Source organism: Orlajensenia leifsoniae, assembly GCF_004570845.1.
GTDB lineage: Bacteria > Actinomycetota > Actinomycetes > Actinomycetales > Microbacteriaceae > Orlajensenia > Orlajensenia leifsoniae.
In genome coordinates this window covers 547,363-560,525 of record NZ_SPQZ01000003.1, presented here as the reverse complement: position 1 = coordinate 560,525, position 13,163 = coordinate 547,363, and the positions used below count along the sequence as shown (strand labels likewise).

At 69.0% G+C, this 13,163-nt stretch carries 10 protein-coding genes; 6 read left to right on the top strand and 4 right to left on the bottom strand.

What is annotated here, in order from left to right:
- The first annotated feature begins 8 nt into the window (after window positions 1–8).
- From E4M00_RS10555 to acs, 3 genes are all read left to right on the top strand, one after another.
- A complete protein-coding gene (locus E4M00_RS10555) occupies window positions 9–1,067 on the top strand; it encodes an aliphatic sulfonate ABC transporter substrate-binding protein (protein ID WP_135120446.1) in 1,059 nt (352 codons plus the stop codon).
- Window positions 1,068–1,148: 81 nt separating this feature from the next.
- Window positions 1,149–2,027: an ABC transporter permease gene (locus tag E4M00_RS10550; RefSeq protein ID WP_135120445.1), complete on the top strand. Its 879-nt coding sequence runs from the start codon at window positions 1,149–1,151 to the stop codon at window positions 2,025–2,027.
- The gene (gene acs / locus E4M00_RS10545) at window positions 2,024–4,009 is read left to right on the top strand and encodes an acetate--CoA ligase (protein WP_135120444.1); all 1,986 of its coding nucleotides are present in this window, start codon (window positions 2,024–2,026) and stop codon (window positions 4,007–4,009) included. The genes E4M00_RS10550 and acs overlap by 4 nt, the downstream gene beginning before the upstream one ends.
- A gap of 159 nt (window positions 4,010–4,168) precedes the next feature.
- Here the strand turns inward: acs and E4M00_RS10540 are convergent, their stop codons facing one another.
- Entirely contained in the window at window positions 4,169–4,930 is a 762-nt protein-coding gene (locus E4M00_RS10540) for a DNA alkylation repair protein (RefSeq protein WP_135120443.1), read from the bottom strand.
- 66 nt (window positions 4,931–4,996) lie between these two features.
- Window positions 4,997–5,527, bottom strand: a complete 531-nt coding sequence (locus E4M00_RS10535) for a hypothetical protein (RefSeq protein ID WP_135120442.1) — start codon at window positions 5,525–5,527, stop codon at window positions 4,997–4,999.
- 273 nt (window positions 5,528–5,800) lie between these two features.
- On the opposite strand from E4M00_RS10535, the gene E4M00_RS10530 reads away from it, so the two are divergent.
- Window positions 5,801–7,243 (top strand): DUF6421 family protein, encoded by a 1,443-nt coding sequence (locus tag E4M00_RS10530; protein ID WP_135120441.1) that lies wholly within the window; start codon window positions 5,801–5,803, stop codon window positions 7,241–7,243.
- Between the two features lie 96 nt (window positions 7,244–7,339).
- Here the strand turns inward: E4M00_RS10530 and E4M00_RS10525 are convergent, their stop codons facing one another.
- Window positions 7,340–9,502, bottom strand: a complete 2,163-nt coding sequence (locus tag E4M00_RS10525; protein WP_167756869.1) for a M1 family metallopeptidase — start codon at window positions 9,500–9,502, stop codon at window positions 7,340–7,342.
- A gap of 105 nt (window positions 9,503–9,607) precedes the next feature.
- A complete protein-coding gene (locus tag E4M00_RS10520) occupies window positions 9,608–10,900 on the bottom strand; it encodes an MFS transporter (RefSeq protein WP_135120439.1) in 1,293 nt (430 codons plus the stop codon).
- 149 nt (window positions 10,901–11,049) lie between these two features.
- On the opposite strand from E4M00_RS10520, the gene E4M00_RS10515 reads away from it, so the two are divergent.
- Together E4M00_RS10515 and E4M00_RS10510 are read left to right on the top strand one after the other, a co-directional pair.
- Window positions 11,050–12,675 carry an FAD-dependent oxidoreductase gene (locus E4M00_RS10515; RefSeq protein ID WP_135120438.1) on the top strand — a complete coding sequence of 542 codons (1,626 nt, stop codon included), beginning with the start codon at window positions 11,050–11,052 and terminating at the stop codon, window positions 12,673–12,675.
- Between the two features lie 55 nt (window positions 12,676–12,730).
- Entirely contained in the window at window positions 12,731–13,117 is a 387-nt protein-coding gene (locus E4M00_RS10510) for a phage holin family protein (protein WP_135120437.1), read from the top strand.
- Window positions 13,118–13,163 lie beyond the last annotated feature (46 nt).

Genomic DNA, 13,163 nt, shown 5'->3' with positions numbered 1-13,163 from the left:
GACACGCCATGACCTTCCTTCGACAGACCTCAACGACAGCGGCGATCGTCGCAGCAGCGGCATCCGTCGCCCTCGTGCTCACCGGATGCGTCGCCGGCGAGGGCTCGGCCGCTGAGCCCGCCTCGACCAGCGCCGGCGATGGCGATGCCGTCGTCACCGAGGGCGGAACCCTCAACATCGACTTCGCCACCTACAACCCGCTGAGCCTCGTCATCAAGGACCAGGGCTGGCTCGAGGACGCCCTCGCCGACCAGGACATCACCGTCAACTGGGTGCAGTCGGCCGGGTCGAACAAGGCCAACGAGGCGCTGCGCGCCGGCGCCATCGACGTGGGATCCACCGCGGGATCGGCCGCGCTGCTCGCTCGCTCGAACGGCTCGCCCATCCAGGTCATCGACATATACTCGCAGCCCGAATGGTCGGCCATCGTCGTAGGCCAGGACTCGCCCATCACCGACGTGACCGAGCTCAAGGGCAAGCAGGTCGCAGCCACCAAGGGCACCGACCCGTACTTCTTCCTGCTGCAGTCGCTCGAGGAGGCCGGTCTGAGCGCCTCCGACGTGACCGTGCAGAACCTGCAGCACGCCGACGGCTGGGCCGCCCTGCAGAACGGGTCCGTCGACGCCTGGGCGGGCCTCGACCCGATCATGGCCGGAGCTGAGGAGTCGGGAGCCCAGCTCATCTACCGCAACGTCGACTTCAACAGCTACGGCTTCCTGAACGCCACGGAGTCGTTCCTGAAGGCCAAGCCCGACGTCGCGCAGACCGTCGTCAACGCCTACGAGCACGCTCGCACCTGGGCTCTCGACAACCCCGAGAAGACCGCCGAGATCCTGGCATCCGTCGCCGGCCTCGACCCGGCCGTGGCCACCAAGGTCATCGACGAGCGCACGAACCTCGACGTCGACAACGTTCCCGGAGACGCCCAGATCTCGGTGCTGACGACGATCGGCCCGGTGTTCGTCGAGAACGGCGACGTGCAGACCCAGCAGCAGGTCGACGACGCCATCGACACCATCGTGAACGACACCTACGCGAAGGCGGCCGACGCCGACGCGATCGGCTAGCCGCCACCGCTCGTGCGGGGTGCCGGATGCCGGCGCCCCGCACGAGTACAGCACGAAGAACAGCACCGAGAGGAGAGACCGATGACCTACCTGACCGATCCGGACGCGCAGACGCAGGTCGTGGTGTCGGACGTCGGCTACTCCGTCTCCACTCGATCGCAGAATGACACCGGCGCCCCACGTACCAAGGGACGCACGCGCCTCACCAACCGCCGCTGGTTCGTCATCGTCGGCGGCGCGATCCTCCCGGTGCTCATCCTCGCCGCCTGGCAGGTCGCGTCGACCAGCGGGCTCGTGCCGATCTCCCAACTGCCGTCGCCCGAGATGGTCTGGCTCGCCGCCGTCGACCTCGCCCAGCGTGGCCTGCTCGGCCTCTACGTCGCCATCTCGACCCAGCGCGTGCTTCTCGGCTTCGCCATCGGCGGCGCCCTCGGACTCCTGGTCGGAGCGGTCGTCGGCCTGTCGCGCCTCGCGGACATCCTCCTCGCCCCCACGCTCGGCGCGATCCGCGCCGTGCCCTCCCTCGCCTGGATCCCGCTGCTCATCCTGTGGTTCAAGATCGGCGAGGAATCGAAGATCATCCTCATCTCGATCGGGGCGTTCTTCCCCGTCTACACGATCGTCGCGTCGTCCCTGCGGCACGTCGACCGTCACCTCATCGAGGCCGGGCGCGCCTTCGGCCTCGGCGGCGTCCGGCTGTTCACGTCGGTGCAGCTTCCCGCAGTCGTTCCCTCCGTCATCTCGGGCCTGCGCCTCGCACTCGCCCAGTCGTGGCTGTTCCTCGTGGCTGCCGAACTCATCGCCTCGTCGATGGGCCTCGGATTCCTCCTGAACGACTCCGGCCAGAACGGCCGCATCGACCGCATCTTCCTGGCGATCATCCTGCTGGCCCTTCTGGGCAAGCTGACGGATGCTCTCGTCGGCCTCTTCGAGAAGTGGGCGGTGCGCAAGTGGGCGTGAACGACACCATCAGCCCCCTGCTCGATGAGCTGCGCCGCTTCCCGGCACCGGCCGGATTCGCAGCGGATGCGAACGTTCCGCACTCGGAGTACGAGCGTGCGGCATCCGACCCCGTCGCCTTCTGGGCCGAGCAGGCCGAGCGCCTCGACTGGGCGGAACCGTGGCACACCGACCACAGCTGGCAGCCCGCGGTGACGGATGCCGCCGGCGAGCTCTCGGTACCGCAGGCCGAGTGGTTCTCGGGCGGACGCCTCAACGTGGCCGTCAACTGCGTCGATCGGCACGTCGATGCGGGGAACGGCGACCGCATCGCCTTCCACTTCGAGGGCGAACGCGGAGACCGCCGCTCCCTGAGCTACGCCGAACTGCAGCGCGAGGTGGCCCGCGCCGCCAACGCCCTCACGGCCCTCGGCGTCACGCAGGGCGACCGCGTGGTCGTCTACCTGCCGGTGCTGCTCGAGACCGTCATCGCCACCCTCGCCATCGCCCGCATCGGCGCCGTGCACTCACTCGTCTTCGGCGGCTTCTCGGCCGAGGCCCTCAGGTTCCGCGTCGAGGACACCGGGGCGAAGCTGCTCATCACGACGGACGGCCAGTTCCGTCGGGGCAGGGCCGTGGCCGTGAAGGAGGCAGCTGATGCCGCCGTCGCCGGCGTCGCGTCGATCGAGCACGTGCTCGTCATCCGCCGCACCGGCGATGAGACGCCGGACATCCCGTGGACCGCGGGACGCGACGTCTGGTGGCACGACGTCGTGGCTGCGGCATCCGACGTGCACACCCCCGAGTTCTTCGATGCCGAGACCCCGCTGTTCATCATCTACACGAGCGGGACGACGGGGAAGCCGAAGGGGCTCGTCCACACGAGCGGCGGCTACCTCACGCACGCGTCGTACACGCACTGGGCCGTCTTCGACGCCAAACCCGAGACCGATGTGTACTGGTGCACCGCCGACCTGGCCTGGGTCACCGCGCACAGCTACGTGCTCTACGGCCCCCTGTCGAACGGGGTCACGAGCGTCATCTACGAGGGCACGCCGAACACACCGCACCCGGCGCGGCACTTCGAGATCATCGAGCGGTACGGCGTCTCGACGTACTACACGGCGCCCACGCTCATCCGCAGCCTGATGACCTGGTTCCCCGACGGCGTTCCCGCCGCGTACGACCTGTCGAGCATCCGCCTGCTCGGATCCGTCGGCGAGGCGATCAACCCCGAGGCGTGGATGTGGTTCCGCGACAACATCGGCGCCGGCCGCGCGCCCATCGTCGACACCTGGTGGCAGTCGGAGACCGGTGCGGCGATCATGGCGCCGCTTCCCGGGGTCTCGACGCTGAAGCCCGGCTCGGCTCTGCGCGCGCTTCCCGGACTGCGGGCATCCGTCGTCGACGAGAAAGGGGTGGAGGTCGCGCGGGGATCCGGCGGCTACCTCGTGATCGCGGGCACCTGGCCCGGGATGGCGCGCACGATCTGGGGCAACCCCGAGCGCTACCGCGACTCGTACTGGGCGCGCTTCGCCGAGCACGGCCTGTTCTTCTCGGGCGACGGCGCGAAGTACGACGCCGACGGCGACATCTGGCTGCTCGGACGCGTCGACGACGTGATCAACGTGTCGGGCCACAGGCTGTCGACGATCGAGATCGAGTCTGCACTGGTCGCACACCCCGCCGTCGGCGAGGCCGGGGCCGTCGGGGTGACGGATGCGCTCACGGGCGAGGCTATCGCCGCGTTCGTCGTGCCGTCATCGGGCGTGCTCGACGACGCCGAGCTGCTCGACGAACTGCGCCGGCATGTGGCGCACCTCATCGGCCCGATCGCCAAGCCACGTGACATCCTGCTGGTGCCCGACCTGCCGAAGACCCGCTCGGGCAAGATCATGCGGCGCCTGCTCGTCGACATCGCCGAGGGTCGCACGCTGGGTGACACGACGTCACTGCAGGACGAGACCGTGCCGGGGCGCATCGCGGAGCTCCTCGGGCGCTGAGGGCCGAGCGGAGCGACAGCCCGAAGCGCGCGCCCGCAGAGTGTCGGGGTCGACAGGAAGAGGCACTTCGGCCGCGGACTGCGTCCGGGCCTCAGCGACCGGGTAGGTGATCTGATCTCGACACGGCAGCTCGCTTCGCCCGCGGACTGCGTCCGGGGCTCAGCGGGCGGGAGTGCGCGGCAGCGCCCGGTAGTGCGCCCGCTGCTCAGGGGTGAGGTGCTCGGTGGCGTAGGAGAGCGCCGTGCGCGGCATCCGCCCGGCGTACTCGTCGAGGAAGTCGGTCAACAGCTCGCGGTCGACGCGCTTTCCGACCGCGCGCAGCATCCAGCCGACGGCCTTGTGCATGAGGTCCTCGCTGTCGCCGAGCAGCAGCGGGGCCAGCTCGAGCGTCGTCGAGGCATCGCCGCGGTTGATGAAGCCCTGGGTCGTGATGATCGCCACTCTGCGCTCCCAGAGGGCCGGGCTCGCGGCGAGCTCGAACAGCACGTCACGGGGGCGATCGAAGAGCCAGCCACCGAGGATTACCCCGGCCGAGGAGTCGACCAGGTCCCAGTTGTTCACCCGGCCGCGGCGCACCGTTGCGAGGTACCAGTCGGCGAGGTCGGCACGCAGCGACTCATCGATCGCGGCCGGTATCGAGGCCCGCTCGAAACGACTGGCGGCGATGATCAGCCCGGTGAGCCTGTGCTCGTGCACCTCGGAGTCGAGCAGGAGGTCGAGCTCCGTCAGCGGCAGCGATGGGACGAGCTTCGCCACACGTCGCTGGGCCGGAACCGTGATGCCGATGAAGACGTCGCCCGCGCCGTACTGGCCGGGCGCCGTCTTGAAGAAGCCCTGGCTGCCGGCGACACGCTCGGGATCGGCGAGCTCGGCCAGCGCCGAGACCACGACGGCCGCGGTCTGGGATGCAGCATCCGTCATGGAAGCGGACTCTACCGCCGACGGATGACGCACCGCAGTCCGCGGCCGTCGAGAGGGTGGTGCCGACTAGCGGGCGGTCGGCGCCTCGGGCTCGGTCGGCTCGGTCGGAGCGACAGCGGGCTCAGCCGGAGCGGCAGCGGGCTCGGTCACGATGGCGGGCTCGGCGTGAACGGGAGCGGCAGCGGCGGGCGCGGCAGCAGCCGCAGCCGGAGCAGCAGGCGCAGCGGCCCGGTTCAACTCGAGCTCGTCGATGCCGTCGACGTCGTCGTCGAGGAACTCCTCGTCGAGGATGACGTCTTCGATCACGGCGTCACGACGGAAGCCGTTGAGGCCGATGAGGATGCCGATCGCGGCGAGCGAGATGACGACGCCGATGATGCCGGCAGAGAGGATGGCCGAGGCCACGCCGATGGCGGACTGGCCGCCGTAGACGTCGGTCGCCGTCGCGGTCTGGCTCTCGAGGGCCTTGCTGAGGTCGGCGAGGCCGGTCGTCGTCTGCACGTAGCCCACCACGACGGCCACGAGCGCGAGCACGAGGGTGATGATCGGCAGGGCGAGCTTGGCGGGCGAGATGCTGCTGGAGCGGGGAGTTGACACGAGACGAACCTCTGACTTCTTCGAAGGGTTGTGGATGCGCGCCACGTTAGGCACGCACGCTATGACCAGCCTATGAGCAAGCTGTGAAGGGACCGGGCCATGACAGCACATGACGCGCTGCCGCATCCGTTGCGCCGGGCAGCGGGAATCGGCTCGGCGGCCGGAACCGACGCAGCAAAGCCGCGTCAGCCCTCAAGAAAACGCCCGGTCAGCCCGTCTAGCCTTGATGATGCGGGGATTCCCTCGCGCGCCAAGAGGGATCGGAGGTTCACATTGTCCAACGCCACGCTGTCAACGCAGGCCGTTATCGGAGAGCCCGAGGTTCTCGAGGACGTGCGCCACCTCGCCGCGGAGGTCGAGACCCATCCCGCCTGGCTCCGCCTCAAGGACGCCGCCACCACGCTGCAGACCCTGCAGGTGAAGGACGGCTCGGTTCCGGATGCCGACGACCATGCGCACGCGCACGGCCTGGTGTCGATGCTCACCAGCGCCGTCACCGAACTGGCCCCGGCGTTCCCGCACGACGCCGCCTACCTCGACGCCCTCGTCGTCGACTTCGACCGGTGGGCGGCCGAGGGCTTCGGAGTTCCCGACTTCCACGACTCGCTGATGGCGTTCCAGCCGCAGCAGCACCGTGTCGACGGCCTGCGCCACCTCGTCGTCTTCCCGATGTACACGCAGAACGGCTCGACCAACCGTTTCGTCGAGGCGGTCCTCGTCGAGGTCATCTGGCCCGAGTTCATCGCGTCGCTCGAGGCGGGCGACTACGGCAACAAGCTGTTCGTGCCCATCCGCTTCGTCGACTTCACCCCCGGCTACGACACCAACTCGGCCGTGCTGTTCCCCGAGACCGTCGCCATGCGCGCCATCCCGACGTTCACGTGGGGTGCGATCTTCCAAGACCGCGAGGCCGCGCGTTACCGCCGCGTCGTGCGGGCGGCATCCGAGATCACCAAGCTCGACCTGCCCGACGACGCCGCAGCCATGCTCGACGACCAGCGGCTCACGGAGGAGACCTTCGTGATGTGGGACCTCATCCACGACCGCACGCACATGCGCGGCGACCTGCCGTTCGACCCGTTCATGATCAAGCAGCGGATGCCGTTCTTCCTGTACTCGCTCGAGGAACTGCGCTGCGACCTGACGGCGTTCCGCGAGTCCGTGAAGATCACGCGCGAGCTGCGCGCCCGCATCGCCCAGGGTGAGACCCTCGGCGAGCTCGACGCCGAGACCCTGCACCACTCCACGCTGGTGCAGTACGCGGTGATCTTCGACCGCATCTTCCGTTTCGCCATCACCGGCTCCCGGGTGCGCAACTACGACGGGCTCGGCGGCCAGCTGCTGTTCGCCTGGCTGCACCAGCACCACGTGCTGCACTGGACCGACACCCAGCTCGCCTTCGACTGGGAGGCCGTTCCGGATGCCGTCGTCGCCCTGGGCGACGCCATCGACGAGCTCTACTGGAAGTCGATCGACCGCCCGAAGACGGCCCACTGGCTCGCGGCGTACGACCTCGTGGCCGGAGTGCTGACGCCGAACCCGGCGTCGAACTGGGCGCGCGGATTGCCCGTCGAGGTGCTGGCCGGCGCTCCGAAGGGCTACACCGATCTCGTGCTCGACGACGAGTTCCCGCTGTCGATGTTCTTCGAGGCCCTCGACAAGAAGATGAAGACGGTCATCGAGTCGACCGTCGGGATCACGGGCGCGACGGCCTAGCCGGCACTCGTTCGCTGAGGCCCGAGCGAAGCGACCGGTCGAAGCGCCTCTGGAGCGCTTCGACCGCGGACTCCGTCCGGGCCTCAGCGAGCAGTCCTACCCTCGACGCTGCTCCGGATGCGAGGGCGTGAGGAGCTTCGTCTGGCCACCCGGCGCTTCGAAGGAGCGGGCGTCGGATGCCGCATCCGGAGCCGTCGGCTTCTCGCCGGTGAACAGCCACGCGGTGAAGAGACCGTCGAGGTCGGTGCCCGAGATCGACTCGGCGAGCGCGATGAACTGGGCCGTGGTGCCGTTGCCGCCCGAGCGCTCGCGCGTCCAGGTCTGCAGGATGTCGAAGAAGGCATCGTCGCCGACGGTGAGTCGCAGCGCGTGCACCGTCATGGCACCCCGGTCGTAGACGGCTCCGTCGAAGATGGCGTCTGGTCCCGGATCACCGATGGTGAGGCTCCAGAAGTCGTCGTCGGCCGGTATCGAGTACAGGTCGTCGAAGTACGCCTGCGGGTCGGCGTAGCCCTCGTGCTCCGCCCACAGCCATTCGGCGTAGGTGGCGAATCCCTCGTTCAGCCAGATGTCGCTCCAGCGCTTCAGCGCCACGTCGTCGCCGAACCACTGGTGAGCCAGCTCGTGCACGACGACACCGTCTCCCTGCTCCGGCGTGCCGCTGAAGAACGACTGGTCGTAGATGGGCCGGGTCTGGTTCTCGAGGGCGAAGCCGATGCCCTCGAGGTCGTCGACGATGCCACCCGCCTCATCGAAGGGATACGGGCCGAACTGCGCCGACAGGAAGCCGATGACCTCGGGCTCCCGGGCCAGGCTCGCGCTGACCTGGTCGCCGATCGGGGCCGGCCCTTCGCTCGTGGCGATCCAGTCGTTGAGGTTGCCGGGGCTGCCCTCGGGCGCACCCAGCACGGTCCAGCCGTCGAGGGGATCGGCATCGGCCTCGAACGAGGTCGTCCCCTGCCCATCGGGGCCGGTGACGTCGTCGAGAGCCACGCCGTCGGCCTGGAAGGCGTAGTCGCTGACCGAGGCGATCGACAGGTCGACCGACTGGCCGGCGTAGTCGCCGAGGTCGATCGTCCAGAGTTCCCAGCCGTCGCCCGATCCCGTCGCAGCCGACCAGGTGCCGGTCGTTCCGGAGGGCAGGCAGGCGTCGCCCGAGCCGTCGTCGCCGAGGTAGTGGGCGAGGAACGGATGCTGCGCGAGAAGGTCGGCGCAACCCGAGTTCCCCGCATCCGGGGTCGTGATCCCGCTCGACTCGGGAAGGGTGGTCCACTCGTCGGTTCCGGTCGGAGCGGCCTCGACGAAGGTGAAGTCCCAGCCCTGCTCCACCGAGCGGTCCATCCAGAAGCTCAGCGAACCACCCGCGGCCGGCACGGCGATCGTGCGGCCGAGCCGCTTGTAGGCGTCGTCCGCCTTCTGGGTGTAGGCGAAGGCCGTGCCGGTGCGCGGCGTGACCGGTGCCGCGAACAGGTCGGGATCGATCGCGTCGAGGTAGTGGATCCCGTCGACGTCGCGTTCGTCGACGTCGAACTGGCCGATGGTGGCGGTCGCCAGGTAGCTGGCCATGGGCTCGTCGACATTCCAGATCCACTGGTCCTTGGTGCCGATGCGCCCGTGCCCCAGCAGCTTGCCGTTCGAGATCGCCTCGACGCCCCGGGGGACCGTGATCCGCATGGAGTACAGGGCCTTGTCTGCCGGGTGGTCGTTCGAGGGGAACCAGCTCGCCGCCACGAACGGCTGGCCGGCCACGAGCGTTCCGTCGTCGGTGTTGTAGAAGCCCGCGGTTCCGAGCACCGAGTCCTCGTAGAGCTGCGGGACGCCCGCATAGGAGACCGTCGTGAAGAACGGGAATCCCTTCCGGAGGGTCGAGGCGGGCGTCACGACAAGTTCGTCGCCGGAACGCTTCCAGGTGGCCTTCCTGCCGTTGACCGTGATCGACTTCACGGTCAATCCGTGCAGGTCGAGGTCGAAGCGGCTCAGGTTCTGCGTCGCCTTGGCCGTGATGAGCGCATGTCCCGTGAGCACATCCGTCGCCGGGACGTAGTCGATGTTCAGGCCGTAGTGCTTCACGTCGTAGCCGCCGTTGCCCGACAACGGGAAGTAGGGGTCCCCGATGCCCGGAGCGCCGGGACTCGGCTTCGCTGCGACCGGGGCCGCGGCCGGAGCGGCCGCAGGAACGGCGGAGGCCGCGAGCGCCGGTGTGACGGCCAGCACGGCTCCGGCGAGGAGGGCGATGAAGGACAGGGAGCGGTGCGACACGGGAGTACCTCGCAGTTCGACGGGTGGAGACCGTACCTGCCCATGGTGGCCCTCCTGAGGAATCCTCACAAGGGGCGCGTCGACCACCGGCGACGTGGGGGTTTGTCACGCCGAGGCGTCGGCTCCGGGCTCCGGGGCCACGCCCGGATCGGCATCCGTCAACGCGACCGCGGTGTCCGACGGATCGTGCTGCGCCCGGCTCGCGAACAGGAACGGCAGGGCGGCGAGCTCGATGACGCCGCCGATCACGAGCGAGGTTCCGTAGCCCCAGAGGTCGGCCGCACGACCGAGGGCCGGCTGGATGACGACGCCACCGGCACTGCCGAACAACGAGTCGAAGGAGAGCACCGTGGCGCGCTGCTTCGACGGGATCATGCCGTTGAGGTAGGCCTGGCGCACCGGACCGACCACGGCGAACACGAAGCCCCACGCCACCAGCAGTACGAGCGCCAGCCAGAACATCGAGTTGAGCCCGAGGGCGATGAGTGCCAGGACGCTGCCGACGGATGCCGAGATCACGACCGTCGTGCGCTTGCGGAAGAGGGTGCGCACGCGAGGAGCGAGTACGCCTCCCGCCACCTGGGCGAGCGAGAGGATCGCGGCGGCGAGACCGGCGATGCCGTAGGCCGTGGTGTCGCCGTAGAGCTCGAGCAGGTACGGCTGCAGGGCGTAGAACGCGTAGATGCCGACGCCCGAGGCGAAGGGGGCGGCCAGGATCATGTAGCGCACCGAGCGCTTCTTGAGGCCGTACTCGACCGACTCCCGCAGCACGGTGCGCGTCGCCTGGATCGGCCCCTGCGAGCGGTCGGGAGTGAAGCCGAGATCCTTCATCACGAGCGCGGCGATGACGAACATCACGACGAGCACGGCCGCCCTCAGCACGAACGGCACCCCGAGGTTCGTCGCCTGTGCGATCACGCCGCCGAGAACGGATCCCGTGAACATGGCGATGCCCGTGACGACGAGCCCTCGGCCGAAGACCGCCTCGAGCGAGCCCGTGAAGCCGACGGAGGTGAGCGCGTCGACGAGCCACGCCTCGACAGCGCCCGAGAAGAAGGTGAAGCCGAGGCCGAGCAGCACCGACACGATGGCCCACCACACGAAGGGCGCGTGCCAGACCCACAGCATCCAGTACAGGGCCGTGGTGACGGCGAGCGTCACGGTGCCGAGCAGATAGGACGCCTTGCGGCCCACGGTGTCGGCCACGACGCCCGTCGGCACCTCGAACAGCACCATTCCGGCCGTGAAGAAGGCGTTCGCCGCGAAGGCCTCGAAGTTGGTGAGACCGGCATCGAGGAGGAACAGCGTGTTGATGCCCCAGATCAGCGATGCCGCCAGGGTGTTGCCGAGCATCAGCACCAGGTAGATGCGCTGGACGCGACGGGCGGCGGGGTTCATCCTGCCCATAGTCCTCCCGACCTGCCCACTTCCGCTAGTGCTCCGCCGTCGCGACCGGCGGAAGTGGGCAGATCGGCGGAGCTGGAGCGCGCGGTGAGCGGCGGGGGGCGTCGTTGACGGCATCCGCCACAGCCCGTTACCTTCGGCCCATGATCACCGTGGACGAACTCCGCCATCTCTTCGGCCCCGTGGGAACCGACGCTCTGGAATATCTGGCCGGCGTCGTGGAGGACATCCACCTGCCGTCGGGGGAGTACTTCGCCCACGAGGGCGACGAGCGTGCGCTCTTCATCGTGGTGGAGGGCCGTGCCGAGATCACCAAGGTCGTCAACGGACGTGAACGGGTGATCGGAGCACGCGAGGCCGGGCAGTTCTTCGGCGAGGTTCCGATGACGTTCAGCACGCAGTTCCCGGCGAGCGGCCGGACCACGCAGGCGTCTCGCATCATCAAGCTCGACGTGACAGCGTTCTACACCTTGGCTGCGATGGCGCCGTCGGTTCCCCAGAAGGTGGCCGTCCTCGCTCGACGATACGTCGATTCCCTTCAGGAACTCGCCGCCGAGAAGCCCGCCATCGAGGTACGGCTGATCGGCCCACGCTTCGACGCTCGGCTGCACAGGGTCGCGGGCTTCCTCACAAGGAATCAGGTGTCCTACGAGCGGGTGGTGCTCGACGGTGCTGTCGCAGGCGCAAGCTATCCCGTGGTCGAGCTGGCGAGCGGAGAGAGTCTGGTCGCACCAGGGATGCGGGAGCTCGCCGTCGCTGTGGGACTCACCGTCGAGCCGTCGGCCACCGACTACGACGTCGTGATCCTGGGAGCCGGCCCGGCCGGGCTCACGGCCGCGGTGAACGGAGCCGCCGAAGGTCTGCGCACCGTGGTCATCGAGTCGCTCGCCCCGGGCGGCCAGGCCGGCACCTCGACCCGGATCGAGAACTACACCGGCTTCCCCTACGGCATCTCGGGCGACGACCTCGCCAGCCGCGCACTCGCCCAGGCCCGCCGACTGGGTGCCGAGATCGTGGTCACCCGCACTGTCGAGGCGCTGAGGCCGGACAGTAGGGAGATCGTGCTCGACGGAGGCGACGTCCTGCGTGCGCCCATCGTCATCGTGGCGACGGGAGTCGATTGGCGAACGCTGCCCCTGCCCGAAGTCGAGCACTTCCTGGGCAACGGGGTCTACTACGGTGCGGCCCGCAGCGACTCCGCCCTCGCACAGGGTGCCCACGTCTGCATCATCGGCGCGGGCAACTCGGCCGGCCAGGCCGCGATCTTCTTCTCGCGGCACGCGCGTTCGGTCACCATGCTGGTGCGCGGGGAGTCGCTCGACTCGAGCATGTCGCGCTACCTGATCGACCAGATCGCCGCGAACGACGCCATCAGCGTCGAGACGCGCAGCGAGGTCGTCGCCCTGTACGGCGAGACCAACCTCGACGGGGTCGACGTGATCGACCGGGCGTCGGGCACCACCACGCGGCGCGCCTTCTCGATCGTGTTCGTCATGATCGGGGCCGACGCGTCGACCGGGTGGCTCCCGTCATCCGTCGCCCATGACTCCCACGGCTTCATCCTCACCGGACCGGATGCCGCGGAGACGGCAGCCTGGACGGCCGACCGTCGCCCCTTCGCCCTCGAGACCAGCGCGCCCGGGGTGTTCGCCATCGGCGACGTCCGCTCCGGGTCGGTCAAGCGTGTGGCCGCCGGCGTCGGGGAGGGCGGTATGGCGATCGCGATGGCGCACCAGTACCTGGCCCTGGAGCGGGCGCCCAGGCCGTAGGTCACGGGGCGAGACGCCGTAGCGCGCTCGGGCGCCGTACCGCTACCGTCATCACATGGTGCGAATCCTCATCCGTGCGGCGATCTTCCTCGGGAGCGCAGCGCTCGGCCTGCTTGTGGCCTCCCTGATCATCCCCGAGTTCCACCTGCACACGGCCGGTTTCTTCGTGGCCATCGTCGTGTTCGCCCTCGTGCAGGCCGCCGTCGAATGGCTCGTGCGCAGGCTGACGAGGCGACAGGCTCCGGTGATCGCGGGCATCGCCGGGCTGCTCTCGACCTTCATCGCGCTGCTGGTGGCGTCGCTGTTCACCGACGGGCTCAGCTTCGAGGGCATCTTCGCGTGGATCCTCGCAACGGTCATCGTGTGGGTCATCACCGCCTTGGCGACCTGGCTGCTGCTCAAGTACGTGCTGCCGGAACCGAAGGCCGCCAACGCCCGCTGAGGGGATTCTCCCCCGCCAGACGGATGGCACCCCCTCGGCATGTCGC

What these genes read in the sequence shown, in the direction of transcription:
- E4M00_RS10555 (WP_135120446.1), top strand. Translation starts at nt 9, where the DNA reads ATGACCTTCCTTCGACAGACCTCAACGACAGCGGCGATCGTCGCAGCA.
- E4M00_RS10550 (WP_135120445.1), top strand. Translation starts at nt 1,149, where the DNA reads ATGACCTACCTGACCGATCCGGACGCGCAGACGCAGGTCGTGGTGTCG.
- E4M00_RS10540 (WP_135120443.1), bottom strand. Translation starts at nt 4,930, where the DNA reads ATGACGGATGCTGCATCCCAGACCGCGGCCGTCGTGGTCTCGGCGCTG.
- E4M00_RS10520 (WP_135120439.1), bottom strand. Translation starts at nt 10,900, where the DNA reads ATGAACCCCGCCGCCCGTCGCGTCCAGCGCATCTACCTGGTGCTGATG.
- E4M00_RS10515 (WP_135120438.1), top strand. Translation starts at nt 11,050, where the DNA reads ATGATCACCGTGGACGAACTCCGCCATCTCTTCGGCCCCGTGGGAACC.
- E4M00_RS10510 (WP_135120437.1), top strand. Translation starts at nt 12,731, where the DNA reads ATGGTGCGAATCCTCATCCGTGCGGCGATCTTCCTCGGGAGCGCAGCG.